At 65.5% G+C, this 24,758-nt stretch carries 22 protein-coding genes; 15 read left to right on the forward strand and 7 right to left on the reverse strand.

What is annotated here, in order from left to right; translation table 11 throughout:
- Positions 1 to 25: 25 nt before the first annotated feature.
- Positions 26 to 1,687: a phosphoethanolamine transferase gene (locus tag BLQ74_RS01140; RefSeq protein WP_090259976.1), complete on the forward strand. Its 1,662-nt coding sequence runs from the start codon at positions 26 to 28 to the stop codon at positions 1,685 to 1,687.
- Between the two features lie 90 nt (positions 1,688 to 1,777).
- Here BLQ74_RS01140 and BLQ74_RS01145 read toward each other — a convergent pair whose 3' ends face one another.
- Positions 1,778 to 2,227 (reverse strand): universal stress protein, encoded by a 450-nt coding sequence (locus tag BLQ74_RS01145; protein ID WP_090259978.1) that lies wholly within the window; start codon positions 2,225 to 2,227, stop codon positions 1,778 to 1,780.
- Between the two features lie 200 nt (positions 2,228 to 2,427).
- A complete protein-coding gene (gene rapA / locus BLQ74_RS01150; protein ID WP_170842759.1) occupies positions 2,428 to 5,280 on the reverse strand; it encodes an RNA polymerase-associated protein RapA in 2,853 nt (950 codons plus the stop codon).
- 260 nt (positions 5,281 to 5,540) lie between these two features.
- On the opposite strand from rapA, the gene BLQ74_RS01155 reads away from it, so the two are divergent.
- From BLQ74_RS01155 to ccoM, 4 genes are all read left to right on the forward strand, one after another.
- A complete protein-coding gene (locus tag BLQ74_RS01155; RefSeq protein WP_090259983.1) occupies positions 5,541 to 5,837 on the forward strand; it encodes an aspartate-semialdehyde dehydrogenase in 297 nt (98 codons plus the stop codon).
- Positions 5,838 to 5,890: 53 nt separating this feature from the next.
- The gene (locus tag BLQ74_RS01160; protein ID WP_090259985.1) at positions 5,891 to 6,490 is read left to right on the forward strand and encodes an alpha-ketoglutarate-dependent dioxygenase AlkB family protein; all 600 of its coding nucleotides are present in this window, start codon (positions 5,891 to 5,893) and stop codon (positions 6,488 to 6,490) included.
- Positions 6,487 to 6,648: a hypothetical protein gene (locus BLQ74_RS27370; protein WP_090259987.1), complete on the forward strand. Its 162-nt coding sequence runs from the start codon at positions 6,487 to 6,489 to the stop codon at positions 6,646 to 6,648. Before BLQ74_RS01160 ends, BLQ74_RS27370 begins: the two co-directional genes overlap by 4 nt.
- Before the next feature lie 236 nt (positions 6,649 to 6,884).
- Entirely contained in the window at positions 6,885 to 6,992 is a 108-nt protein-coding gene (ccoM, locus tag BLQ74_RS27885; protein WP_280139796.1) for a cytochrome c oxidase subunit CcoM, read from the forward strand.
- A 138-nt stretch (positions 6,993 to 7,130) separates the two neighbouring features.
- Here the strand turns inward: ccoM and BLQ74_RS01170 are convergent, their stop codons facing one another.
- Positions 7,131 to 7,601 (reverse strand): MaoC family dehydratase, encoded by a 471-nt coding sequence (locus BLQ74_RS01170; RefSeq protein ID WP_090259989.1) that lies wholly within the window; start codon positions 7,599 to 7,601, stop codon positions 7,131 to 7,133.
- Entirely contained in the window at positions 7,598 to 8,548 is a 951-nt protein-coding gene (locus tag BLQ74_RS01175; protein WP_090259991.1) for an alpha/beta hydrolase, read from the reverse strand. Before BLQ74_RS01175 ends, BLQ74_RS01170 begins: the two co-directional genes overlap by 4 nt.
- Before the next feature lie 217 nt (positions 8,549 to 8,765).
- Between BLQ74_RS01175 and fadD2 the strand changes: the two genes are divergently transcribed.
- The 4 genes from fadD2 to hrpA all read left to right on the forward strand — a co-directional run bounded on the left by fadD2 (position 8,766) and on the right by hrpA (position 18,323).
- Positions 8,766 to 10,454, forward strand: coding sequence for a long-chain-fatty-acid--CoA ligase FadD2 (gene fadD2 / locus BLQ74_RS01180; protein ID WP_090259993.1), 1,689 nt, complete (start codon positions 8,766 to 8,768; stop codon positions 10,452 to 10,454).
- Positions 10,455 to 10,699: 245 nt separating this feature from the next.
- Positions 10,700 to 12,385 carry a long-chain-fatty-acid--CoA ligase FadD1 gene (fadD1, locus tag BLQ74_RS01185; protein WP_090259995.1) on the forward strand — a complete coding sequence of 562 codons (1,686 nt, stop codon included), beginning with the start codon at positions 10,700 to 10,702 and terminating at the stop codon, positions 12,383 to 12,385.
- 139 nt (positions 12,386 to 12,524) lie between these two features.
- Entirely contained in the window at positions 12,525 to 14,210 is a 1,686-nt protein-coding gene (locus tag BLQ74_RS01190) for a methyl-accepting chemotaxis protein (RefSeq protein ID WP_090259996.1), read from the forward strand.
- A gap of 141 nt (positions 14,211 to 14,351) precedes the next feature.
- Positions 14,352 to 18,323, forward strand: coding sequence for an ATP-dependent RNA helicase HrpA (gene hrpA / locus BLQ74_RS01195; RefSeq protein WP_090259998.1), 3,972 nt, complete (start codon positions 14,352 to 14,354; stop codon positions 18,321 to 18,323).
- Between the two features lie 134 nt (positions 18,324 to 18,457).
- Here the strand turns inward: hrpA and BLQ74_RS01200 are convergent, their stop codons facing one another.
- A complete protein-coding gene (locus BLQ74_RS01200) occupies positions 18,458 to 19,162 on the reverse strand; it encodes a glutathione S-transferase N-terminal domain-containing protein (protein ID WP_090260000.1) in 705 nt (234 codons plus the stop codon).
- 122 nt (positions 19,163 to 19,284) lie between these two features.
- Here BLQ74_RS01200 and BLQ74_RS01205 point away from each other — a divergent pair, with 122 nt between their 5' ends.
- The gene (locus BLQ74_RS01205; RefSeq protein WP_090260002.1) at positions 19,285 to 19,722 is read left to right on the forward strand and encodes an HIT family protein; all 438 of its coding nucleotides are present in this window, start codon (positions 19,285 to 19,287) and stop codon (positions 19,720 to 19,722) included.
- Between the two features lie 39 nt (positions 19,723 to 19,761).
- Here the strand turns inward: BLQ74_RS01205 and BLQ74_RS01210 are convergent, their stop codons facing one another.
- Both BLQ74_RS01210 and BLQ74_RS01215 read right to left on the reverse strand, forming a co-directional pair.
- Positions 19,762 to 20,181, reverse strand: a complete 420-nt coding sequence (locus BLQ74_RS01210; RefSeq protein WP_090260004.1) for a 3-isopropylmalate dehydratase — start codon at positions 20,179 to 20,181, stop codon at positions 19,762 to 19,764.
- 86 nt (positions 20,182 to 20,267) lie between these two features.
- Positions 20,268 to 20,783, reverse strand: a complete 516-nt coding sequence (locus BLQ74_RS01215; RefSeq protein ID WP_090260006.1) for an ankyrin repeat domain-containing protein — start codon at positions 20,781 to 20,783, stop codon at positions 20,268 to 20,270.
- Between BLQ74_RS01215 and BLQ74_RS27375 the strand changes: the two genes are divergently transcribed.
- From BLQ74_RS27375 to BLQ74_RS01235, 5 genes are all read left to right on the forward strand, one after another.
- The gene (locus BLQ74_RS27375; protein WP_170842749.1) at positions 20,782 to 20,955 is read left to right on the forward strand and encodes a hypothetical protein; all 174 of its coding nucleotides are present in this window, start codon (positions 20,782 to 20,784) and stop codon (positions 20,953 to 20,955) included. The two genes, BLQ74_RS01215 and BLQ74_RS27375, sit on opposite strands and share 2 nt — an antisense overlap.
- 226 nt (positions 20,956 to 21,181) lie before the next feature.
- Positions 21,182 to 22,303, forward strand: a complete 1,122-nt coding sequence (locus tag BLQ74_RS01220; RefSeq protein WP_090261137.1) for a beta-ketoacyl-ACP synthase III — start codon at positions 21,182 to 21,184, stop codon at positions 22,301 to 22,303.
- A 3-nt stretch (positions 22,304 to 22,306) separates the two neighbouring features.
- Positions 22,307 to 22,915, forward strand: a complete 609-nt coding sequence (locus tag BLQ74_RS01225) for an RNA polymerase sigma factor (protein WP_090260008.1) — start codon at positions 22,307 to 22,309, stop codon at positions 22,913 to 22,915.
- A complete protein-coding gene (locus tag BLQ74_RS01230; RefSeq protein WP_090260010.1) occupies positions 22,909 to 23,148 on the forward strand; it encodes an anti-sigma factor family protein in 240 nt (79 codons plus the stop codon). The genes BLQ74_RS01225 and BLQ74_RS01230 overlap by 7 nt, the downstream gene beginning before the upstream one ends.
- A gap of 205 nt (positions 23,149 to 23,353) precedes the next feature.
- On the forward strand, positions 23,354 to 24,649 hold the full coding sequence (locus tag BLQ74_RS01235) for an OprD family porin (protein WP_090260012.1): 1,296 nt from the start codon (positions 23,354 to 23,356) through the stop codon (positions 24,647 to 24,649).
- The last annotated feature ends 109 nt before the right edge of the window (positions 24,650 to 24,758 follow it).

Here is a 24,758-nt window from a genome sequence, read left to right on the forward strand (position 1 = left end):
CGCGCGCAACCAAGGAGTGCACTCGATGTCCGAGGGCAAGAGCCGCTTTTTCCCGTCGATCAGCTCGACTCGTCTGATCCTGCTGTTTTCCCTGCTCCTGGTGGTGTTCTACAACCTCGCCACCTGGAAAGCGCTGGATAGCCTGGTGCCGTTGCAAGGTTTCTACCGCATCGCCTTCTTCGGCTCCTTCGCGGTCTTCCTCTGGGCGGCCTTCACCCTGCTGCTGACGCTGGTGTCCTTCCGCCCGCTGCTCAAGCCCGCGCTGACCCTGGTGGCGCTGTTCTCGGCGGCCGCGGCCTATTTCATGAACGACTACGGCATCGCCATCGATACGGTGATGGTGCAGAACGTCTTCGAGACCAACCCCGGTGAGGCCTCGGCGCTGTTCAGCGGCAAGCTGGTCGGCTATCTGCTGTTGCTCGGCGTGCTGCCGGCGGCCCTGGTGTGGCTGTTGCCGGTGAGCTACAAACCGTTCTTCCGTGGCCTGCTGAACAAGGTGCTGGTGGTGTTCGCCTGCGTGTTGGCGATTGCCGTGATGGTCGGCGCCTTCTACTCCACCTACGCGCCGATTTTCCGCGAGGAAGGCAAGCTCACCCACTTCATCAACCCGACCAACTACATCTACGCCATCAGCAAGTACGGCAAGCAGCGCCTGGGCATCAAGAAGGCCGACCTGGTGGTGCAGAAGATCGGCGAGGACGCGGTGATGAGCGCGAACGCCTCGCAACGGGCGAAGAAGTCGCTGATGGTCTTCGTCGTCGGCGAGACCGCGCGAGCCGACCACTTCTCCCTCAATGGCTACGCCCGCGAGACCAACCCGGAGCTGGCCAAGCTGGATATCCTCAACTTCACCCAGGTGCATTCCTGCGGCACGTCCACCGCCGTGTCGGTACCTTGCATGTTCTCCAAGTTCCCGCGCGAGGACTACAGCGACAAGAAGGGCAAGACCTACGAAGGCCTGCTCGACGTGCTGCAGCGCGCCGGCATGCAGGTGATCTGGCTGGACAACAACAGCGACTGCAAAGGCACCTGCCTGCGCGTGCCGCACCGCGACATTCCGAAGAACCAGCCGGGTCCGTTCTGCAACGGCAGCAATTGCCTTGACGAAGCCCTGCTACAGGACCTGCAGGCCTACATCGACGGCTTGAAGGACAACGCCATCATCGTCCTGCACGCCGACGGCAGCCACGGCCCCGAGTACTACGACCGCTACCCGGCGGACAAGGAGCGCTTCAAGCCGGTGTGCCACACCAATCAGTTGGGTAGCTGCTCGAAGGACGAACTGGTCAACGTCTACGACAACACCATCCTCTACACCGACTTCTTCCTGTCCAAGGTGATCGAGCTGCTCAAGCACAACAGCGACAAGTACGACACCTCGATGCTGTATGTGTCCGACCATGGCGAGTCGCTCGGCGAAAACGGCATGTACCTGCACGCCGCGCCTTACGCCATCGCCCCTGAGGCGCAGACCCATGTGCCCATGGTCATGTGGTTCGGCCCCTCGACCCTGGGCAACCTCGGCATCGACCGTGGCTGCCTGGCCGGCAAGCGCGACGAGGCTGACCTGAGCCACGACAACCTGTTCCACTCGGTGCTCGGCCTGCTCGACGTGCACACCAGCCTGTATCAGCCGACGCTGGACATCTTCCATTCCTGCCGTGGCACTTCGGTGGCTGGACAGTAAGACGAGTCCGGCGAGACGCGAATCTCGCCAGGTATGAAAAAGGCCGTACGGGTACGCCCCATACGGCCTTTTTCGTTGGACAGGCCGGGCTTACTTGTCGCGCACCAGCAGCACCGGACGGTTGCTCACCCGCAGCAGGCCTTCGGCGACGCTGCCCAGCATCAGTCGGCGCACGCCACGGCGGCCATGGGTGCCCATGACGATCAGGTCGGCCTTGCATTCTTCGGCTTCGGTTTCGATGCGCTCGGCGATTTCTTCGCTGGCGCGCTCCTGGCAGACGCGGTCGAACTTGGTCTTGGCCTTGTCGCCGACCAGCTCGCGGGCCTTGGCCAGCACGTCATCGGCGGCCTTCAGCGCGGCTTCGCGCAGCGGCTCGGGGTTGTAGTACACGGCATAGTCGGGCAGGTGGCGCAGCGGGCTATCGACGATGGTGATGACACGCAGCTCGCCGCCGGTCAGTTGTGCCAGTTTCACCGCTTCACCCAGGGCGCGGTCGGAAACCGGGCTGCCGTCCACTGCTACCAGAATGCGCTCGTACATGATGTTTCCCTCAATGAGTGGCTTGGTGGAAAAACTCTAGCGTCCCCTGACGGGGATTCCCTTGCGCAGGGTCAATAGTAGACGGTGGGGCTGGGAATAGTGCCCGGGATCGAACGAATCGGTGCCGCAGGAGTGGGGGCACAAAAACAAAAAAGCCGCGACGGGGGCCGTCGCGGCTTCGCTGGATCGCGGCGTGGCGCTTAGCCGGCGACCAGTACGCGAATCGCTTCCAGGCGCAGCGACGCCTTGTCGAGCATCGCCAGGCTTTCATCGCGCTGCTGGCGCAGGGCTTCCAGCTCGCTGTCGCGCACGCTTGGGTTGACCTGCTTGAGCGCGGTCAGGCGGGCCAGTTCTTCGTCGAGGCTGGCCAGCAATTGCTGGCGGGCCTTCTCCACGCGCTCGGCGTGGCGCGGCGCGATCTTGCTTTCGGCGACCGCGAACTGCTTGGCCAGCACATCGCGCTGGGCCTGCACGAACTTGTTGGCGCTGGCGCGCGGGACGCTTTCCAGTTGGTCGCTAAGGGTCTCGAAGGACACCCGCGCGGCCAGGTCGTTGCCGTTGGCGTCGAGCAGGCAGCGCAGCGCCACCGGCGGCAGGAAACGCCCCAGTTGCAGTTTGCGCGGCGCCACCGCCTCGCTGACGAAGAGCATTTCCAGCAGCACGGTGCCGGGCTTCAGCGCCTTGTTCTTGATCAGCGCCACCGAGGTGTTGCCCAGCGAGCCGGACAGCACCAGGTCCATGCCGCCCTGCACCATGGGGTGTTCCCAGGTGAGGAACTGCATGTCTTCGCGGGCCAGGGCCTGGGCACGATCGTAGGTGATGGTCACGCCTTCGTCGCTGCCGAGGGGGAAGCTGGCGTCGAGCATCTTCTCGCTGGGCTTGAGGATCAGCGCGTTCTCCGAGTGGTCCTCGCTGTCGATGCCGTAGGTGTCGAACAGGCGCTCCATGTAGATCGGCAGGGCGAACTCGTCGTCCTGCTCCTCGATCGCCGCGACCAGCGCTTCGCCTTCGCCGGCGCCGCCGGAGTTGAGTTCCAGCAGGCGGTCGCGGCCGCTGTGCAGCTCGGCTTCCAGGGCTTCGCGGGCGGCCTTGCCTTCGGCCAGCAGGGCTTCGAACTGCTGGTCATCGCCGCCATCGAGCAGTTCCAGCAGGCGCGGGCCGAAGCGGTGCTGCAGGGCGTTGCCGGTCGGGCAGGTGTTGAGGAAGGCGTTGAGCGCCTGGTGGTACCACTGGAACAGGCGCTCCTGCGCGCTGGTTTCCAGGTGCGGCACATGGATCTGGATGGTGTGCTTCTGGCCGATACGGTCGAGACGGCCGATGCGCTGTTCCAACTGGTCCGGATGCGCCGGCAGATCGAACAGCACCAGGTGATGGGCGAACTGGAAGTTACGGCCTTCGCTGCCGATTTCCGAGCAGATCAGCACCTGGGCGCCGAACTCTTCGTCGGCGAAGTAAGCCGCGGCGCGGTCGCGTTCGAGGATGCTCATGCCCTCGTGGAACACCGTGGCCGGAATGCCCGAGCGCAGGCGCAGGGCGTCTTCCAGGTCGAGGGCGGTCTCGGCGTGGGCGCAGATCACCAGTACCTTGAACTGCTTGAGCATCTTCAGGGTGTCGATCAGCCATTCCACGCGCGGGTCGAAACGCCACCAGCGGGTGTTCTCGTCGCTGTCGTCGACCTGCCCCTGGAAGCTCACCTCAGGGTACAGGTCGGCCTGCTCGCCGACCGGCAGCTCCATGTATTCCGCCGGGCTCGGCAGCGGGTAGGCGTGCAGCTGGCGCTCGGGGAAGCCCTGTACCGCGGCGCGGGTGTTGCGGAACAGCACGCGGCCGGTGCCGTGGCGGTCGAGCAGCTCGCGCACCAGGCGCGCGCGGGCGTCTTCGTCGCCGCCCTCGACGCTGGCCAGCAGTTCGTCCCCGGCGGCGCCGAGGAAGCCGTGGATAGCGTCGCGCGCGGAGGGGGATAGGCGGCCATGATCGATCAGCTCCTGCACCGCTTCGGCGACCGGGCGGTACTGGCTGCTTTCGGTGCGGAAGGCTTCCAGGTCATGGAAACGGTCCGGGTCGAGCAGGCGCAGGCGGGCGAAGTGGCTGTCCAGGCCGAGCTGCTCGGGGGTGGCGGTGAGCAGCAGGACGCCGGGGATGATCTGCGCCAGTTGCTCGACCAGGCGGTATTCGGCGCTGGCCTGCTCCGGGTGCCAGACCAGGTGGTGGGCTTCGTCGACCACCAGCAGGTCCCAGCCGGCGGCGCACAGGGCGTCCTGGGCGCGCTCGTCGTCTTTCAGCCACTCCAGGGCGACCAGGGCCAGTTGGCTGTCTTCGAAGGGGTTGCTGGCATCGCTCTCGACGAAACGCTCGCGGTCGAACAGCGCGACCTCCAGGTTGAAGCGCCGGCGCATTTCCACCAGCCACTGGTGCTGCAGGTTCTCCGGCACCAGGATGAGCACGCGGCTGGCGCGTCCGGAGAGCAGTTGGCGATGGATCACCAGGCCGGCTTCGATGGTCTTGCCCAGGCCCACTTCGTCGGCCAGCAGCACGCGCGGAGCGATGCGGTCGGCGACTTCGCGGGCGATGTGCAGTTGGTGCGCGATCGGCTGCGCGCGGGCGCCGCCCAGGCCCCACAGGGAGGATTGCAGCAGGCGCGTGCGGTGTTCCAGGGTGTGGTAGCGCAGACCGAACCAGGACATGGGGTCGATCTGTCCGGCGAACAGGCGGTCGCTGGCCAGGCGGAACTGGATGAAGTTGGACAGCTGGGTTTCCGGCAGCACGCAGACTTCATTCTGCGCGTTGAGGCCGCTATAGATGAGCAGGCCGTCGACTTCCTCGACTTCGCGCACGGTCATCTTCCAGCCTTCGAAGTGCGTCACTTCATCGCCCGGGGCGAAGCGCACGCGGGTCAGCGGGGCGTTGCGTTCGGCATACTGGCGGGTATCGCCGGTGGCCGGATAGAGCACGGTGAGCAGCCGTCCATCGAGCGCCAGGATGGTCCCCAGCCCTAATTCTGCTTCACTGTCGCTGATCCAGCGTTGACCCGGTTGATACTGCGCCATGGACACCTCCCGCAAAAAGCCGGCTATGGTAACGGAACGCGCGATTTTCAGCGACGGCCGTCCGCTGAGAGGACCGTTGCTCGCCAGTCCCGCCAGGGGCCGTGGATAGCCGCTGGCGACCATGATCCCTGGTGACACCGCGCAGTTCCGGCCGGGGCCGGGGTGGCTGGTGGAATTCCTGGGAAGTGTAGCGAGGCGGATTCAGCCCGGCGCCCCGAGCCGACAACCTGAGCCGACCACCCGAATCAGCCGAGGACGATCCAGCCATGTTGCCGCCGATCCCCAGCAGCCTGCAGCCGGTCACGGCGCAGCAGGACCCACCCCGGTCGCGGCCGGAGGTGGCTCCGGTCGCACCGGTCGAAGCCGTCTCCGCCGATGCCGCCGTGACCTTGCAGCGCCGCCCCGCCGAATTGCAGCCGGAAGAGGAGTACCGTCGGCGCCGTCGGCGCGCGTCCGCATCCGTCGAGGCGTCGCCCGAGGCGGACGAGGCGCCTGCCGACGAACGCGTCGAGGAGGTGGAGGACGCGCCGCGCAAGGGGCTGTGGATCGATATCGAGGTGTGAGCGCGACGTAGTACGCTGTCCAGCGTCATCCACTGCCCAGCCTTGCGTGCGCCATGCTGTTCGCCGATGCCCCCATTCAGCTCGCCAATGCCGAATTGCGCCTGATCGCGCCATGGTGCGATGCCGCGACCGCGGCGGACTGGTTCGCGCGCCTGCTCGCGCAGACCCCCTGGGAGCAGCCCAGCGTGCGCCTGCACGGTCGCGACTATGCGGTGCCGCGCCTGGTCGCCTGGTACGGCGACGCCGAGGCCAGCTATCGCTACTCCGGCCTGGTGCATCGGCCATTACCCTGGACGCCGCTGCTGGCGGAGATTCGTCGCCGGGTGCAGGAAAGCGTCGGCCAGCCGCTCAATGGCGTACTGCTCAACTATTACCGCGACGGCCAGGATTCGATGGGCTGGCACAGCGACGACGAACCCGAGCTGGGGCGCAATCCGCTGGTGGTTTCGCTGAACCTCGGCGGCACCCGGCGCTTCGACCTGCGGCGCAAGGGCCATGGCGCGATCGAGCACTCCCTGCAGCTGGAATCCGGTTCGCTGCTGGTCATGGCCGGCGCAACACAGCATTATTGGCAGCATCAGGTGGCCAAGACGCGGCGCCCGGTCGCTCCCCGCCTGAACCTGACTTTCCGCCTGGTGCACGCCCAGCCATGAGCAACGACGACAAACTGATCGACTTCAACGCCGAGCGCGACAAGCGCATTCACGACGTCCATGAGAAACGTCTGCAGGAAGTGCGCAAGGCCTTCGAGCAGGCGCTGCCGTTGGGCAAGTCGCGCAAGAAGGGCAAGAGCAAGCCGAAGAAGCGTTGATCGACCCCTCGCGTTACCCGCGTTTTCCTGCCTTTTCCCTCCCGAACCCCCGCCATTGGCCGCTTTCCGCGGCCATGCACCGCAGCCTGACACGCGCCGAACTTGATCTGCGTCAGTGATCCGTGGGGTGCCGGGGCAGCCTTTTCCGGCCATTGACACAAGTCAATATCGGCGCCCCCCACGCCGCTAACCTGAGCCCATCAACCAAGCAGACAGGGCAACAGGAGGCCAGCATCATGTTCATCGACGAGGTGGTTCTTGCCGGAGTGATTACGGTTGGCCTGATGGTCCTGTTTTTCGGTGGTGTCGGATATTTCATCTGGAAGGACTCGCATCGTCACTGAGACGACGATCCTTTCGGATTACACAGAGCACGCAAGGCACTTAGGGCGACTTCGAGTCGCCCGTTTTTTTTGCCCGCATTTTTATCCGCAGAAACGACAAAGCCCCGCGATGCGGGGCTTTGTCGTTGCGCCATGGCCTTAGCCGATGGTGATCGGCGGCAGCGCCGGCAGCTCGATGTCGAGCTTCTGCTTCGGTGCCAGCACCTCGGCCTCGCCTTCCACCACTGCCTCACCGTTCTGGTTGAGCACGCGGGTGCCGATGCGCACGCGGTTCTTCGGCAGCTTCTCCAGGACTTCCAGCGCCACCGTCAGACGGTCACCGAGCTTCACCGGGCGGGTGAAGCGCAGGTTCTGGCCGAGGTAGATGGTGCCCGGGCCGGGCAAGGTGGTGGCGATCGCCGCGCTGATCAGCGCGCCGCTGAGCATGCCGTGGGCGATGCGCTCCTTGAACAGGGTGGTGGCGGCGTAGTCGGCATCCAGGTGCACCGGGTTACGGTCGCCGGACACTTCCGCGAACAGCTGGATGTCGCGTTCGCCGACTTCGCGTTCGAAGCTGGCTTTCTGGCCGACTTCGAGTTCTTCGTAGGGGACGTTCTGCACCTGACTCATGCTTTTTCCTCGGATGTCATGCCGGCACTGGCGGAGAGCACTCCGTCCAGCCAGGCGATGAGGTTGCGGATGACCTCGTCGCGATTGGTCTCGTTGAAGACTTCGTGACGGGCCTCGGGATAAATCTGCTGTTGGACGTCGCGTAGCCCGGCGCGAGTCATGGCCGCGGCGAGATCGCGCAGGCGCCGGCCCTGGCTGACCGGATCACGCTCGCCGCCGATGATCAGCAGCGGCAGCTGCGGGGCGATGCGCGCGAGGTTTTCCACCGGGGTGATTTCTTCCAGGCCGCCGAGCAGATCCAGCCACAGCTGGTTGCTGCAGCGGAAGCCGCACAAGGGGTCGGCCAGGTACTTGTCCACTTCCCTGGCGTCGCGGCTGAGCCAGTCGAAGGGGGTGCGGTTGGGCTTGAAGGCCTTGTTGAAGGCGCCGAAGGAGATGAACTCGATCAGCGCGCTGCGCCCCAGCGGGCCCTGGCGCCAGCGCTCGAAGCGAGCGATCAGCCGCGCGAGGCGATACAGCGCCACGGGCTGGTAGTTGCAGCCGGACAGCACGGCGCCGCGGACGCTGTCGCTGTGTTGCAGCAGGTAGGCGGTGGCGATGTAGCTGCCCATGCTGTGGCCGAGCAGGAAGATCGGCTGCCCCGGCTCGCGTTCGCGGATATGCCTGTTGAGGGTCTGCAGGTCGCCGATCACCTTGCCCCAGCCGCCATGGTCGGCGTAGTGGCCGAGGTCGCCATGCTCGGCGCTGCGACCATGGCCGCGCTGGTCGATGGCGTGCAGCGAATAGCCGGCGAGATTCAGCGCTTCGCCCAGGCGCGCGTAGCGCCCGGCGTGCTCGGCCATGCCATGGGAGAGCATCACCACGCCCTTGGGCGCCTCGGCGGCCCAGAGATGGGTGTACAGCGGTGTCTCGTCGGCGGCGGTCAGCCAATAGGCGGCGTACGGCATGGGCACTCCTGGTGCCGGCTCGGGGTCGCGGCATTCTAGCAGCGCCGCCCGCTGCGCAGCATCCCGGGGCGGTGGCGCGAGATTCACGTGGTCAATGAGGGCCCCCGGAGTATTTGCGCCTGTCCGCCCAACTGCTACTTTCCGACGGATGGCCGCGGCCGGGCCGCCTTGGGCGATCGGCGCGAAACAGACTTGCAGGCAGAGAGGACAACAACAAATGCAAGCGGATTTCTGGAACGACAAGCGTCCCGCCGGGGTACCCAGCCAGATCGACCTGGCGGCTTACCAGTCGGTGGTGGAAGTATTCGAACGCTCCTGCAAACGCTTCGCCGATCGGCCGGTGTTCAGCAACATGGGCGTGACCCTGAGCTATGCCGAGCTGGATCGCCTCTCCGCCGCCTTCGCCGCCTATCTGCAGCGCAACACCGACCTGGTGCCCGGCGACCGCATCGCCGTGCAGATGCCGAACGTCCTGCAATATCCCGTTGCCGTGTTCGGTGCCCTGCGCGCCGGGCTGGTGGTGGTCAACACCAACCCGCTGTACACCGCCCGCGAGATGCGCCACCAGTTCAAGGACTCGGGCGCGCGCGCGCTGGTTTACGTCAATCTGTTCGGCAAGCTGGTGCAGGAGGTGCTGCCGGATACCGCTATCGAATACCTGATCGAGGCGCAGATGGGCGATCTGCAACCAACGGCCAAGGGCTGGCTGGTCAACGCCGCGGTCAAGCACCTGAAGAAGATGGTCCCGGACTATCAACTGCCACAGGCGGTGGCCTTCAAGGACGTCCTGCGCAAGGGCCGTGGCCATGCGCTGCAGCCGGTCAAGGTCGGTCTCGAAGACGTCGCCGTGCTGCAGTACACCGGCGGCACCACCGGCGTGGCCAAGGGCGCCATGCTGACCCATGGCAACCTGGTGGCCAACATGCTGCAGGTGGATGCCTGCCTGTCGCAGCACGGCCCGGACGGCCGCCGGCTGATGAACGAGGGGGGCGAGGTGATGATCGCGCCGCTGCCGCTGTACCACATCTATGCCTTCACCGCGAATTGCATGTGCATGATGCACAACGGCAACCACAACGTGCTGATCAGCAACCCGCGCGACATTCCCGGCTTCATCAAGGAGCTGAAGAAGTGGCGCTTCTCCGCGCTGCTGGGGCTGAACACCCTGTTCGTCGCGCTGATGGACCATCCCGAGTTCAAGAACCTGGATTTCTCCAACCTGAAGGTCACCAACTCCGGCGGCACCGCCTTGGTCTCGGCCACCGCCGAGCGCTGGAAAGCCGCTACCGGCTGCACGGTGGTGGAAGGCTACGGCCTCACCGAAACCTCGCCGGTGGTCAGCACCAACCCCTATGGCGAACAGGCGCGCCTGGGCACCGTGGGCATTCCGGTGCCGGGCACCGCGCTGAAGGTGATCGACGAAGAGGGCAACGAACTGCCCCAGGGCGAGCGCGGGGAGTTGTGCGTCAAGGGTCCGCAGGTCATGAAAGGCTACTGGCAACGCCCGGAAGCCACCGCCGAAGTGCTCGATGCCGATGGCTGGTTGCGCACCGGCGATGTCGCGGTGGTCGACCCGGATGGCTTCGTGCGTATCGTCGACCGCAAGAAGGACCTGATCATCGTCTCCGGCTTCAACGTCTATCCCAACGAGATCGAGGACGTGGTCATGGCCCATCCGAAGGTGGCCAGTTGTGCCGCGGTGGGGGTGCCGGACGAGCGCTCCGGCGAGGCGGTGAAACTCTTCGTGGTGGCCCGCGAGGGCGGGGTCACGGTGGACGAACTCAAGGCTTACTGCCGGGAGAATTTCACCGGCTACAAGGTGCCCAAGCATATCGTCCTGAAGGACGCCCTGCCGATGACGCCGGTCGGCAAGATTCTCCGCCGCGAGCTGCGCGAAAGCGCCTGAAAGCGCCTTGAAAACCCTGCCGGAGGCCCTGGAAAGGGGCTTTCCGACGGATGTCATAAAAATGACCGAAAGCCTTGCTTTCGGTCATTTTTTTTACCGGTAGGCCGGTCTTTGGTGCTGGTCGCTACCAGGCAAAGCTGATAATCTCGGCGCGCTTTTCCTCCCTTGAGCCGGGAAAAAGCGACACAAACACAACAAACAGCCGCATATGCGGCGAATTAGCTGTTGCTTAGGAGTGGGCTTCCATGATCGACAATTTCTGGAAGGACAAATATCCCGCAGGTATCTCTGCCGAGATCAATGCCGACCAGTACCCGAACATCCTCGCGGTACTGCAGGAGTCCTGCCAACGCTTTGCCAACAAGCCTGCCTTCAGCAATCTTGGCAAGACCCTGACCTACGGCGAGCTCTATCGGCTCTCCGGTGACTTCGCCGCCTACCTGCAGCAGAACACCGATCTGCAGCCCGGCGACCGCATCGCAGTACAACTGCCCAACGTTCTGCAGTACCCGATCGTGGTTTTCGGAGCCATGCGCGCGGGCCTCATCGTGGTCAACACCAACCCGCTGTACACCGCGCGGGAGATGGAACACCAGTTCAACGACTCCGGCGCCAAAGCCCTGGTCAGCCTGGCCAACATGGCCCACCTGGCCGAGGAAGTGCTGCCCAAGACCGGCATCCGCCACGTCATCATCACCGAAGTCGCGGATATCCTGCCGCCGCTCAAGCGCCTGCTGGTCAACGCGGTGATCAAGTACGTCAAGAAGATGGTGCCGGCCTACCATATCCCGCAGGCGGTCAAACTCAACGATGCCCTGGCCAAGGGGCGTGGCAAGAGCGTGCGCGAATTCACGCCGAAGAGCGACGATGTCGCCGTGCTGCAGTACACCGGCGGCACCACCGGGGTGGCCAAGGGCGCCATGCTGACCCACCGCAACCTGGTGGCCAACATGCTGCAGTGCAAGGCACTGATGGGCGCCAACCTCAATGAAGGGTGCGAAATCCTCATCGCGCCGCTGCCGCTGTACCACATCTACGCCTTCACCTTCCATTGCATGGCGATGATGCTCACCGGCAACCACAACATCCTGGTGACCAACCCGCGTGACCTCAATGCCCTGGCCAAGGAGCTGGCGCAGTGGAAGTTCACCGGCTTCGTCGGGCTCAACACCCTGTTCGTCGGCCTGTGCAACAACGAGGCCTTCCGCAAGCTGGACTTCTCCGCGCTGAAGCTGACCCTGTCCGGCGGCATGGCGCTGCAGCAGGCCACCGCCGAGCGCTGGAAGGAAGTCACCGGCTGCGCCATCTGCGAAGGTTACGGCATGACCGAAACCAGCCCGGTGGTGTCGGTGAATCCGTTCCAGAACATCCAGATCGGCACCATCGGCATCCCGGTGCCTTCGACCCTGTGCAAGGTCATCGACGACGATGGCAAGGAACTGGCGCTGGGCGAGCGCGGCGAGCTTTGCGTCAAGGGGCCGCAGGTGATGAAGGGCTACTGGCAGCGCCCGGAAGCCACCGACGAGATCCTCGACCAGGACGGCTGGCTGCGCACCGGCGACGTCGCCATCATCCAGGACGACGGCTACATGCGCATCGTCGATCGCAAGAAGGACATGATTCTGGTGTCCGGCTTCAACGTGTACCCGAACGAACTGGAGGACGTCCTGGCGACCCTGCCGGGCGTGCTGCAGTGCGCCGCCATCGGCGTACCCGACGAGCGGTCCGGCGAAGTGATCAAGGTCTTCGTGGTGCCCAAGCCGGGCGTCACCCTGACCAAGGAGCAGGTGGTCAAGCACATGCATGACAACCTCACCGGTTACAAGCGGCCGAAGTACGTGGAGTTCCGTGAAAGCCTGCCGACCACCAACGTCGGCAAGATTCTCCGCCGCGAACTGCGCGACGAAGAATTAAAGAAGGCCAGAGCCTGAGCCGATAACCAAGGAACCCGCCATACGGCGGGTTTTTTGATGCCGCGAGGTTCAGTACGAAACGTCACCGGGCACAGGTGGCTTTCGCATCGAGCCTGAAAACGGTAGCCCCGTTTCCTGCCATCGGAGGCCACACACCGTGATCCCAACCCTGCGCCTTCGCGCCAAGGTCCTGAGCCTGGCGCTGATCCCGATCCTCATCCTCACCCTGGTGCTCTGCGCCGCGACCTTCGTTGCCCTGACGCGGCTTTCCGCCCAACAGGAGCAACAAATCCGCCAAAGCCTGATCGAAGACCGCCAGGCCCAGCTCAAACAATTCGTCGATGTCGCCCTGGCCGCGGTCGGCCCGCAATACCAGGCGGCGGCCGAAGGCGATGCCGAGGCGCGCGCCGCCGGGGTGGCCTTGCTCAAGCGCCTCACCTATGGCGCCGGCGGCTATTTCTGGGGCTACGACAGCCGCGCCGTGCGGGTTTTCCAAGGCACCAGCGAAGAGCGCATCGGTGAGGACTTCAGCGGCTACCAGGACCCCAAAGGCGTCTACGCCATCCGCGAGCTGGTGCGCGCCGGCCAGGATGGCAGCCATTACGTGCACTACAGCTTCACCCTGCCCGGCAGCAGTCAGATAGTGCCGAAGATCGGCTATGCGCATTACCTGCCGAAATGGAACCTGGTGTTCGGCACGTCGCTGAACCTCGACGATATCGAGCGCGATGTGCAGAAGGCCCGCGAAGCCTTCCAGGCACGGATCAACGACCTGATGCTGATCATGCTCGGCTCGGCCTTGGCGCTGCTGGTAGCGATCGCCCTGGTGGCGCTGCCGACCAGCAATGCCATCGTGCGCCCGCTGTTGCGGATCAAGGCCAACCTCGACGACATGGCCGCCGGCGACGGTAACCTGACCCATCGCCTGCCGGTCAGCAGCCGCGACGAGTTGGGGGAACTGGCGACCTCCTTCAACCGATTCGTCGAGAAGATCCATGCCCTGGTCCAGCAGGTGGCCGGCACCACCCAGCAACTCGCCGGGCTGGTCGCTGACGTGGCCCAGCAGGCGCAGCGTTCGGAGCAGGCCATGGGCGACCAGCGCGGCGAGACCGACCAGGTGGCCACGGCGATCAACGAGATGACCGCCGCCGCCCAGGAAGTCGCGCGCAGCGCCCAGCGCGCCGCCGACGCCGCCCAGGAGACCGATCGCGAGGGCCAGTCGGCCAAGCGCGAGGTGGACCTCTGCGTCGCCCAGATCAACGACCTGGCCGGCGAAGTGAGCAGCAGCAGCGAGTCCCTGGACACCCTCAGCCAGGACGTGCGCGGCATCGTCGGTGTGCTCGAAGTGATTCGCTCCATCGCCGAACAGACCAACCTGCTGGCGCTCAATGCGGCCATCGAAGCGGCGCGTGCCGGTGAGGCCGGGCGCGGTTTCGCCGTGGTCGCCGACGAGGTGCGCGCCCTGGCCAGCCGCACCCAGCAGAGCACCGGCGAGATCCAGCAGATGATCGACCGCCTGCAGGGCACCACCGCCGGCTCGGTGCAGGCCATGCAGCGCGCCAGCGAAATGGCCGAGCGCACCCGTGGCCAGGCCAACCTGGCCGGACAGTCGCTGGACGCCATCGCTAGCCTGATCGGCACCATCAACTCGATGAACGCGCAGATCGCCAGCGCCGCCGAGGAGCAGACCGCGGTGGCCGAGGAGATCAACCGCAGCGTGCATCAGATCGCCGGCTCGGTGGACGTGGTCGCCGACGACGCCGCCCGTGGCGCGCAGACCGCCGGCGAGCTGAATGGCGTGGGCGAGCGCCTGCGCCAACTGGTCGGTCAATTCCGCATCTGATTCCCGCCTCGATCCGGCCGCCACGCATTGGGCGTGGCGGCCCGTGCCGGTCCTCTGCGACAATCCTCCGCATTCGCCACTTTCCAGGACCGGCGCGCCTCCCAGGCGCCGCCGGCTTTCGCCGAAACGCCAGCGCAGCCGATGACCGAAGCCACAGCCTCTCCCGAACAACTCCTGCAACGCCTGGATCAGGCCCTGATTCGCGACCGCCACCGGCTGCGCCGGCAGTTCCACGAACTGCGCAAGCAGCCCGACGAGGCTCGGCTCGCGCAGTGGGTCGAGCGTTTCCAGGCCTCCTGCGCCAAGGTCGCCGAGCGGCGCGCCAGCATCCCGGCGATCCGCTACGACGACAGCCTGCCGATCGCCGCCAAGCGCGACGAGATCAAGGCCGCGCTGGAAAAGAGCCAGGTGGTGGTGATCGCCGGTGAGACCGGTTCGGGCAAGACCACCCAGTTGCCGAAAATCTGCCTGGAGCTGGGCCGCGGCAGCCACGGCCTGATCGGCCACACCCAGCCGCGCCGGCTGGCGGCGCGCAGCGTGGCCACGCGGGTCGCCGAGGAAATCGGCACGCCGCTGGGCTCGCTGGTCGGTTACCAGGTGCGCTTCGAGGACCAGAGCGACGACAGCACCCTGATCAAGTTGATGACCGACGGCATCCTGCTCGCCGAGACTCAGCACGACCGCTACCTGGAGCGCTACGACACCATCATTGTCGACGAGGCCCACGAACGCAGCCTGAACATCGACTTCCTCCTCGGCTTCCTCAAGACCCTGCTGCCGCGCCGGCCGGATCTCAAGCTGATCATCACCTCGGCGACCATCGACCTGGAGCGTTTCTCCAGGCATTTCGGCAATGCGCCCATCGTCGAGGTCTCCGGGCGTACCTACCCGGTGGAGACCTGGTATCACCCGCTGGCAGCGGAGGTGGACGAAGACGGCGAGGCGCTGTTCGACGACCTTTCGGTGGACCAGGGCATCCTCCGTGCGCTGGACGAAATCGCCGCCCATGAGCGCGAGGTTGGCAAGCGTCCCGGCGACGTGCTGGTGTTCCTCCCCGGCGAGCGCGAGATCCGCGATGCCGCCGACATGCTGCGCAAGGCCAACCTGCGCCACACCGAGGTGCTGCCGTTGTACGCGCGGCTGACCCCGGCGGAGCAGCAGAAGATCTTCGCGCCCATGGCCGGGCGCAAGATCGTCCTCGCCACCAACGTCGCGGAAACCTCGCTGACGGTGCCGGGCATCCGCTACGTGATCGACAGCGGCACTGCGCGCATCAGCCGCTACAGCTACCGCGCCAAGGTCCAGCGCCTGCCCATCGAGGCGATTTCCCAGGCCAGCGCCAACCAGCGCAAGGGCCGTTGCGGGCGGGTCGAGCCGGGCATCTGCATTCGTCTGTACAGCGAAGAGGACTTCAACTCGCGTCCGGCCTTCACCGACCCGGAAATCCTCCGCACCAACCTCGCGGCAGTGATCCTGCAGATGCTCCATCTGCGGCTCGGCGACATCGAGGCCTTCCCCTTCATCGAGCCGCCGGACAGCAAGGCGATCAAGGATGGCTTCACCCTGCTGCAGGAACTCTCGGCGGTGAACCGCGAGGGCCAGTTGACCCCGCTGGGTCGCCAGTTGGCGCGCCTGCCGATCGACCCAAGGCTGGGCCGCATGCTGCTGGAGGCGGCCAACCAGGGCAGTCTCGATGAGGTGCTGACGGTGGCCAGTGCGCTCTCGGTGCAGGACCCACGCGAACGCCCGATCGAGCGCCAGCAGGCCGCCGACCAGGCCCATGCGCAGTGGAAGGACCCGGATTCCGACTTCGCCGCGCTGATCAACCTCTGGCGCGGTTTCGAGGAGCAGCGCCAGGCGCTGGGTTCCAACGCCCTGCGCAGTTGGTGCCGGAAGAACTTCCTCAACTATCTGCGTCTGCGCGAGTGGCGGGATGCGCACCGCCAACTGACGCTGATCTGCCGCGAACTCAAGCTGCCGTTCGCCAAGGCCGAGAAAGCCGACAAGGCGCAACCGCGCAAGACCGAGAGCAAGGCCGACGAGCCCAAGCGCGACATCGACTACGCCGCGGTGCACAAGGCGATCCTCTCCGGCCTGCTCAGCCAAATTGGCCAGAAGAGTGAGGACGGCGATTACCTGGGCGCGCGCCAGCGGCGCTTCTGGGTGCATCCGTCCAGCGTGATCGGGCGCAAGAAGCCGCAATGGCTCATGGCCGCGGAACTGGTCGAGACCACCAAGCTGTTCGCGCGCATGGTCGCGCGTATCGAGCCGGACTGGCTGGAGCCGCTGGCCGGCCACCTGGTGAAGAAGAATCACCTGGAGCCGCACTGGGAGAAGAGACGTGGCCAGGTGGTGGCCTACGAGCAGGTGACGCTCTACGGGCTGATCATCGTCGGCCGCCGCGCCGTGCATTTCGGTCCCATCGATCCGCCGGTGGCGCGCGAGCTGTTCATCCGCGAGGCACTGGTGCGCGGCGAGATCAACAGCCGCGCGCGCTGCCTGACGGCCAACCGGCAATTGCTGGAGAAGCTCGACGAGCTGGAGGCCAAGGCCCGCCGGCGCGACATCCTGGCCGACGAGGAAACCCTGTTCGCCTACTACGACGCACGTCTGCCAGCGGACATCTACCAGACCGCCAGTTTCGAAAAATGGTACGAGCGCGAACGGGCGAACAACCCCGAGCTGCTGATCATGCGCGAGGAAGACGTGCTCGCTCGCGACGCCAGCGAAGTCACCGCCGGCCTTTACCCGGACCAACTGCGCCTGGGCGAGCTGCAGCTGCCGCTGAGCTACCACTTCGAGCCCAACCACCCGCGTGACGGCGTGACCCTGCGGGTGCCGGCGCCGTTGCTGCCGCAACTGCCCGCCGAGCGCCTGGAGTGGCTGGTGCCCGGTCTGCTGGAAGCCAAGTGCGTGGCGTTGGTGCGCAACCTGCCCAAGGCGATCCGCAAGAACTTCGTGCCGGTGCCGGACTTCGTCCGCGCCGCGCTGGGCAAGATCGTCTTCGCCGAAGGCGCGCTGGCCGAAGCGCTCGGTCGCGAGCTGCAACGCATGACCGGCAGCCGGGTGCCGGAGGAGGCCTGGGCGGAGGCTGAAACCCAGGTGGAAAGCCACCTGCGCATGAACATCGAAGTGGTCGATGCGCGCGGCAAGTTCCTCGGCGAAGGCCGCGACCTCACCGAGCTGACTGCGCGCTTCGCCGAGGCCAGCCAGGCCGCGCTGGCCATCCCGCAGGCCGACAAGGCGCAGAAGCCGGTGGAAGCCAAGGGCTTCGCCGAAGTGGCGGAGAAGACCCAGCAGAAGATCGCCGGGCTGTCGATGACTGTCTACCCGGCGCTGGTGGAGGAGGCCGGTACGGTCAAGGAAAACCGCTTCCCGACCCAGGCCGAAGCCGAATACCAGCACCGTCGCGCGCTACAGCGCCTGCTCCTGCAACAGCTCGCCGAGCCGGCCAAGTTCCTCCGCGGCAAGCTGCCGGGGCAGACCGAGATGGGCCTGCTCTATCGCGACCTCGGGCGTGTCGAGGCGCTGGTCGAGGATATCCTCCTGGCCAGCCTGGACAGTTGCGTCCTCGACGGTGAAGCCCAGCTGCCGCGCGACGGCGCCGCCCTGGCCTCGCTGGCGGAGAAGAAACGCGCTGCCTGGGCCGAGCACGCTGAGCGCCTGGCGCGCCTGGTGCTGGATATCCTCACGCTGTGGCACGGCCTGCAGAAGCGCTTCAAGGGCAAGATCGACCTGGCCATGACGGTGCCGCTGAATGACGTCAAAGGCCAGTTGGCCAGGCTGGTCTACCCGGGCTTCGTCCGCGATACGCCGCTGGAGTGGCTGAAGGAATACCCGCGTTACCTCAAGGCCGTGGAGCAGCGCCTGGACAAGGTTGCCGGGCAGGTCCAGCGCGACCGCGTGTGGAGCGGCGAGATGGCTGGCTACTGGGAGCAGTACCAGGCGCGCCTGGCCAAGCATGCCCAGGAAGGCAAGCGCGACCCGAACCTGCAGCTGTACCGCTGGATGCTCGAGGAATATCGCGTCTCGCTGTTCGCCCAGCAGTTGGGGACCAAGCTGCCGGTATCGGACAAGCGCCTCTCCAAGCAGTGGAGCCAGGTGGACGCCTGAGCGCTATGCCAGCTCGCTGGCAGCGCCCGAGGCGCTCCGCGTTGGCCGCCCTACGTTTGCCGAGAGGGACGGCGACCGCGTAGGGCGGATGACCCTTCGCGGTCATCCGCCGTGGCCCTGGGGGTGGCGGGTATTCACGCGCGCTGCGGAATTGCCAATCCGCGTTGTACCGCCGGCCGCGTCAGGAAGGCGTCCAGCACGCGGCGGACATTGGCGAAGCGCTCGAACTGCACCAGCTCGCCGGCTTCATAGAAGCCCACCAGGTTGCGCACCCAGGGGAAGATGGCGATATCGGCGATGCTGTAGTCCGCGCCCATCAGCCAGTCGCGGCCCTCCAGGCGTTGCTCGAGGACACCGAGCAGGCGGCGTGCTTCTTCCACGTAGCGGTTCAGCGGGCGCTTGTCCTCGAACTCGCGGCCGGCGAATTTATGGAAGAAACCCACCTGGCCGAACATCGGACCGATGCCGCCCATCTGGAACATCAGCCACTGGATGGCCTGGTAGCGCTCGGCCGGGGCCTTGGGCAGCAGTTGGCCGGTTTTCTCCGCCAGGTAGAGGAGGATGGCACCGGACTCGAACAGCGCCAGCGGCTGGCCGTCAGGGCCGTTGGGATCGAGGATCGCCGGGATCTTGTTGTTCGGGTTCAGCGAGAGGAATTCCGGGCTGAACTGCTCATTGCGCTCGAAGCTCACCAGGTGCGCTTCGTAGGGCAGGCCGGTTTCTTCCAGCATGATCGACACCTTCACGCCGTTGGGCGTCGGCAGCGAGTAGAGCTGCAGGCGGTCGGGCTGGGTGGCGGGCCATTTGTCGGTGATGGGGAAGGCGGACAGTGCGGACATGGATGCTCCGGTCGAGTGATCGAGGCGCCCAGCTTAGCCGTCGCGGCGCGTCGAGGGGAGATGCCAGCGGCGCCGTGAGCCGGTATCGTGCGGCCTTCGATCCATCGCTCAAGGACAGTCGCATGAGCCTGCAAGGCACCTACGATCCGCAGAACATCTTCGCCCAGATCATTCGTGGCGATGCGCCCTGCTACACCCTGTACGAAGACGAGGATGTGCTCGCCTTCCTCGACCTGTTCCCGCAGTCCTACGGCCACTCCCTGGTGATCCCCAAGCGTTCGGCCGCGCGCAACATTCTCGATGTCGATCCCGAGGCGCTGTGCAAGGTGATGCGCGTGGTGCAGCGCCTGACCGCGGTGCTGGTCGAGGAGCTGCAGCCGGATGGCGTGCAGGTGGCGCAGTTCAACGGCGCGCCGGCGGGGCAGACGGTCTTCCACCTGCACATGCATATCGTGCCGCGCTACAGCGGCCAGGGGCTGGCAATCCATGCGGCGCAGAAGGGCGATCCGCTGGAGTTGGAGAAGCTCCAGGCGCGTCTGCTGCAACGCCTCAACGGTTGATCGCCCGGCGCGCCCGGGCGGGCGCGCCGATGAGTTGGCTCAGGGTTTGGCCGGTTTGATATCGAAGCCGGTATTGGCGTCGCTGAGGATGCGGAATTGCGCGCTTTCGCCGCTGCTCAGGCTGACCGTCAGCTCGCGGCGCAGGAAGCCCTTGCTGCACAGGCCGTCGCCCTGGCTGTCGATGCCGATACCGACGATGTGTTCTCCGGGCGGCAGGTGGAAGCTGGCGGACTCGCCCGCGGCGACGCGCGCGGCCAACTGGCGATCGATGTTGAAGGCGATCATGCAGCCGCCGCCGAGGAAGCCGACGTCCCGTTGAACCTGAACCCGGGCATCGTCCTGGCTGTTCTGCTGGTAGGCCAGCAGGCGTTCGGCGGGGACTCTGGAAGGTGTATCGGTCTGGTAGGAGGAGCAGCCGGCCAGGGCCAGCAGGGACAGCGAAGCGATCAGAACGCGCATGAAAACCCTCCGTGGATGGACTTCTCGAAGACTAGTCCAGCCGCGCCGGCTTTGCCCGCGCCGGCGGGACGTATCGCTGCGGCCGCTCAGGCTGGCGTGGAGAGCAGCGCCAGGGTGTCTTGCGCCCCCATCATCCGCGCCGCGGCCAGTGCGGTCAGGCCGCTGGCGTCGCAGGCCTCGCGGTTGGCGCCGTGGGCCAGCAGTGCGCGCACGACCTCGCTGCGGTTGAACATGGCGGCCATCATCAGCGCGGTCTTGCCATCGGGCGAGGCGCCTTCCACGTCGGCGCCATGGCTCAGCAGCAACTCGACCATGGCCAGGTCGCCCTTGAACGCGGCGCCGGCCAGCGGTGTCTGTCCCGCCAGGTTGCGCAAATCGGGATCGGCCTGGTAGCGCAGCAGCAGGCGCACGCTGTCGGCGTGACCGTGGTAGCTGGCCAGCATCAGCAGGCTGTCGCCTTTCTGATTGCGCAGGTTGGGCGACAGCCCCTGGCGCAGCAGTTCTTCCAGGCGCTCGCCGTTGCCCTGGCGGGCGTCGTCGAACACCTGGTTGACGAAGCCTTGGGTGTCTTCGTCCAGTTCCATGGGGCGGGAGTCGTGCATGGCGGGCATCCTTTCAATAGGGGAATTGCGCAAGATGATAGGGCTGCTCGGCCAATCATGCCCGCTGGCCTTGGCTATGGGCCCGTTCGGCAATTTCAATCGAGCGCCCGTGGCCGGCGATGCGCGAAAATTGCCGTGGGACGGCGGCATTTCATGGCGAATTACCGCATAATCCACGGTTATCCGCTCGGATCGTGCATCCCGGCGGGCGCCGTTGGGCGGCCGGGAGTGCCGTTGCCTGGACTGACTGGCAAACTGCCGGGTCATCGGGCGCAGCCGCCTTGGCCGACGAGCCAGCCCCAAGAGGGCGATTCTTTCCAGTGCCGGCCGATGCGCGGGCGCTTTGATGCCTAACCATGCTGCCGGGCTTGGCAGCCAGATTGAGAAGAGGATTGACCGTGCATAAAGTCGTGATCAGTGGGACCGGTCTGTACACCCCGCCGTTCAGCATTTCCAACGATGAGCTGGTGGAGTCCTTCAATACCTACGTCCGTCACTACAACGACCAGCATGCCGAAGCCATCGCCAAGGGCGAACTGCACGCATTGAGCGAATCCAGCTCGGGCTTCATCGAGAAGGCTTCCGGGATCAAGAGCCGCTTCGTGGTCGACAAGCAAGGCATCCTCGACCCGCAGCGCATGGTCCCGCGCATCCCCGAACGCAGCAACGACGACTGGGGCATTCTCTGCGAGATGGCCGTGCACGCCGCCAGGCAGGCGCTGCAACGCGCCGGCCGCAGCGCCGCGGATATCGACGGGGTGATCGTCGCCTGCTCCAACCTGCAGCGCGCCTACCCGGCGGTGGCCATCGAGGTACAGGCCGCGCTGGGCATCCAGGGCTTCGGTTTCGACATGAACGTGGCCTGCTCCTCGGCCACCTTCGGCCTGCAGGCGGCAGCCAACGCAGTACAACTCGGCCAGGCCCGCGCCATTCTCATGGTCAACCCGGAAATCTGCACCGGCCACCTGAACTTCCGTGACCGCGACAGCCACTTCATCTTCGGCGACGCGGCCACCGCGGTGATCGTCGAGCGCGCCGACCAGGCCACCTCCAGCTACCAGTTCGACATCGTCAGCAGCAAGTTGCTGACGCAGTTCTCCAACAACATTCGCAATAACTTCGGCTTCCTCAACCGTGCCGCCGAAGAGGGCATCGGCCAGCGCGACAAACTGTTCGTGCAGGAGGGCCGCAAGGTGTTCAAGGATGTCTGCCCGATGGTCGCCGAGCTGATCGGCGAGCACCTGGCGCAGAACGACATCCCGGTCGGCGACGTCAAGCGCTTCTGGCTGCACCAGGCCAACCTCAACATGAACCTGCTGATCACCCGCAAGCTGCTTGGCCGCGACGCCGAGGCTCATGAGGCGCCGGTGATCCTCGATACCTACGCGAACACCAGCTCCGCCGGTTCGGTGATTGCCTTCCACAAGCACCAGGACGACCTGCCCGCCGGCTCCATTGGCGTGCTCAGCTCCTTCGGTGCGGGCTATTCCATCGGCAGCGTGATCCTGCGCAAACGCTGATCCATGGCCCCGGCCGACGGTGACCTGCTGGCGCGCTTGCGCGCTGGCGAGCAACAGGCGTTCCGCGAGCTGGTCGGCGCTTATCAGGGCGCCATGCGCGCGGTGGCCTGGGCCATCGTCGGTGCCAGCCTGGCCGATGAGGTGGTGCAGGATGCCTGGCTTGCGGTGGTGCGCCATCTGGACGGCTTCCAGGAGCGCGCCAGCCTCAAGACCTGGCTGCTGACCATCACCGCGAATACTGCCAAAAGCCGTCTGCGTCAGATACGTCAGGAGGTTTCTCTGGAAGACCTGCCGGCGCCCCATGGCAGCATCGACGATGCGCGCTTCGCCGCCGACGGTCACTGGAGTCCGGCGCCGTTCGCCTGGCACGAGGACTCGCCCGAAGCGCTGCTGGCCGAGGAGGAGCTGCGCGAGTGCCTGGAGAAGACCCTGCTCAGCCTCTCGGAGATGCAGCGCAGCGTCGTGCTGCTGCGCGAGCGCCAGGGCCTGGCACTGGAGGACATCTGTAATCTTCTCGGGCTTTCCCTCTCCAATGTCCGGGTGCTGTTGCATCGCGGCCGGCTGAAGCTGTTCGCCACCCTGGAGCATTTCGAGGAGACCGGCCAATGCTGACCTGCAAGCAACTGGTGGCCCTGTCCAGCGACCTGCTGGACAGCCAGTTGAGCCTGCGCGAGAAGTTGGCGGTGCGGCGCCATCTATTGGTGTGTCGCAACTGTCGGCGTTTTCTCAAGCAAATGCGCCTGACCCGCGCGACGCTGCGTCTGCTGCCAGAGGCACCCAGCCCGGAACTCGACCTGCTCGCCGCGCGCCTGGCCGAACTGCGGCGCGATAACGCCCGGCGCTGAGCCGGCCGCCCGCTTCGCGCGGGGCGAAAGTTCCGCTGTCATAAAAAGTTTATATAGCTGCCGTCGATCTGAAATAACCCCTCGCCAAGATTCCCGCAACACATACCGGCCGCCATATGGCCGCGCGAGTCCTTTTTGGGGGGGCGCGCACCAGGCCAGGCACCGACCGTGTTCAGCGCTTAAAAAAACATAAGGGGAAAACTTGATGATCCGTAAGAACCACGCCGGATTCGCCGCCAGTGCACTGGCGCAGGCCGTGCTGGGAGCCAGCATTGTCGTTCCAACCGTCGCTCACGCCGACTTCATTTCGGATAGCAAAGCCAGCGTTGAACTGCGCAACTTCTATTTCAACCGCGACTTCCGCAGCTCCACTCCGGCGCAGCAGAGCAAGGCTGACGAGTGGGCCCAGGGCTTCATCCTGCGCTACGAATCCGGCTACACCGACGGCACCATCGGCGTTGGCGTCGATGCCATCGGCATGCTGGGCCTGAAGCTGGACTCCAGCCCGGCACGTTCCGGCACCGGCCTGCTGCCGAAGACCGCCGACGGCTCCGCCCCGGACGATTACAGCAAGCTGGGTATGACCGCCAAGCTGCGCTACGAAAAGAACACCCTGAAGGTGGGTACCCTGGTCCCGAAACTGCCGGTCATCGTGCCTAACGATAGCCGTCTGCTGCCGCAAGTCTTCCTGGGTAGCGCGGTGAACTCCACGCAGATCGCTGGCCTGACCCTCGATGGCGGCCGCCTGAACCAGACCAACCTGCGTGATTCCAGCGATTACCAGGAAATGACTGTCACCACCGGCGGCAAGAAGAACATCAGCTTCGCCAAAGGCACCACCACCAACGAATTCGACTTCGCTGGCGGTACCTACCAGTGGAACAAGAACTTCAGCACCGGCTACCACTACGGCGAGCTGAAGGACTTCTACAAGCAGCACTACCTGACCGCCGTCTATAACCTGCCGATCACCGATGGCCAGTCGCTGAAGTCCGACATCCGCTTCGCCAAGTCCACCGACGACGGCACCAGCAACGTAGACAACAAGGCGATCAACGCCATGTTCACCTACAACCTGGGCTACAACGCCTTCGGCCTCGGCTACCAGAAGATGAGCGGCGACACCGGCTTCGCCTACATCAACGGTACCGACCCGTACCTGGTGAACTATGTGCAGGTGCTGGACTTCGCCAACAAGGACGAGAAATCCTGGCAGGCGCGCTATGACTACAACTTCGCCGGCCTCGGCATTCCCGGCCTGACCTTCATGACCCGTTACGTGAAGGGCACCGGCATCGACCGCCTGAACACCAGCGACGAAGGCCGCGAGTGGGAACGCGATACCGACATCGCCTATGTCTTCCAGGAAGGCGCGCTGAAAGGCTTCGGCATCAAGTGGCGTAACGCGACCACCCGCAGCAACTACGCGCAGAACAGCACGTCCAGCAACTCGGTCGACGAGAACCGTCTGATCCTCAGCTACACCATGCCGCTGTGGTAAGAAACACCTGACGGAAGCCACGGTCGCCCAGCTTGCATGGGCGACCCCTCGGCAGGCTTCCGCGCCGTGCGAGACGGCAACTCCTCTGGTTTGAGCCCCGCCCTGGCGG

It is taken from the genome of Pseudomonas panipatensis, from assembly GCF_900099785.1.
Classification (GTDB): Bacteria; Pseudomonadota; Gammaproteobacteria; order Pseudomonadales; family Pseudomonadaceae; genus Pseudomonas; species Pseudomonas panipatensis.

Excerpts from the sequence above, each read along its gene's own strand:
- BLQ74_RS01160 (WP_090259985.1), top strand. The coding sequence starts at position 5,891 with ATGCTGTTCGCCGATGCCCCCATTCAGCTCGCCAATGCCGAATTGCGC.
- BLQ74_RS01210 (WP_090260004.1), bottom strand. The coding sequence starts at position 20,181 with ATGCGCGTTCTGATCGCTTCGCTGTCCCTGCTGGCCCTGGCCGGCTGC.
- hrpA (WP_090259998.1), top strand. The coding sequence starts at position 14,352 with ATGACCGAAGCCACAGCCTCTCCCGAACAACTCCTGCAACGCCTGGAT.
- BLQ74_RS01145 (WP_090259978.1), bottom strand. The coding sequence starts at position 2,227 with ATGTACGAGCGCATTCTGGTAGCAGTGGACGGCAGCCCGGTTTCCGAC.
- BLQ74_RS27370 (WP_090259987.1), top strand. The coding sequence starts at position 6,487 with ATGAGCAACGACGACAAACTGATCGACTTCAACGCCGAGCGCGACAAG.
- BLQ74_RS01175 (WP_090259991.1), bottom strand. The coding sequence starts at position 8,548 with ATGCCGTACGCCGCCTATTGGCTGACCGCCGCCGACGAGACACCGCTG.
- BLQ74_RS01230 (WP_090260010.1), top strand. The coding sequence starts at position 22,909 with ATGCTGACCTGCAAGCAACTGGTGGCCCTGTCCAGCGACCTGCTGGAC.
- fadD1 (WP_090259995.1), top strand. The coding sequence starts at position 10,700 with ATGATCGACAATTTCTGGAAGGACAAATATCCCGCAGGTATCTCTGCC.
- BLQ74_RS01200 (WP_090260000.1), bottom strand. The coding sequence starts at position 19,162 with ATGTCCGCACTGTCCGCCTTCCCCATCACCGACAAATGGCCCGCCACC.
- BLQ74_RS01205 (WP_090260002.1), top strand. The coding sequence starts at position 19,285 with ATGAGCCTGCAAGGCACCTACGATCCGCAGAACATCTTCGCCCAGATC.
- BLQ74_RS01235 (WP_090260012.1), top strand. The coding sequence starts at position 23,354 with ATGATCCGTAAGAACCACGCCGGATTCGCCGCCAGTGCACTGGCGCAG.
- BLQ74_RS01215 (WP_090260006.1), bottom strand. The coding sequence starts at position 20,783 with ATGCACGACTCCCGCCCCATGGAACTGGACGAAGACACCCAAGGCTTC.
- BLQ74_RS27375 (WP_170842749.1), top strand. The coding sequence starts at position 20,782 with ATGGCGGGCATCCTTTCAATAGGGGAATTGCGCAAGATGATAGGGCTG.
- ccoM (WP_280139796.1), top strand. The coding sequence starts at position 6,885 with ATGTTCATCGACGAGGTGGTTCTTGCCGGAGTGATTACGGTTGGCCTG.
- BLQ74_RS01225 (WP_090260008.1), top strand. The coding sequence starts at position 22,307 with ATGGCCCCGGCCGACGGTGACCTGCTGGCGCGCTTGCGCGCTGGCGAG.
- fadD2 (WP_090259993.1), top strand. The coding sequence starts at position 8,766 with ATGCAAGCGGATTTCTGGAACGACAAGCGTCCCGCCGGGGTACCCAGC.
- BLQ74_RS01170 (WP_090259989.1), bottom strand. The coding sequence starts at position 7,601 with ATGAGTCAGGTGCAGAACGTCCCCTACGAAGAACTCGAAGTCGGCCAG.
- BLQ74_RS01140 (WP_090259976.1), top strand. The coding sequence starts at position 26 with ATGTCCGAGGGCAAGAGCCGCTTTTTCCCGTCGATCAGCTCGACTCGT.
- BLQ74_RS01155 (WP_090259983.1), top strand. The coding sequence starts at position 5,541 with ATGTTGCCGCCGATCCCCAGCAGCCTGCAGCCGGTCACGGCGCAGCAG.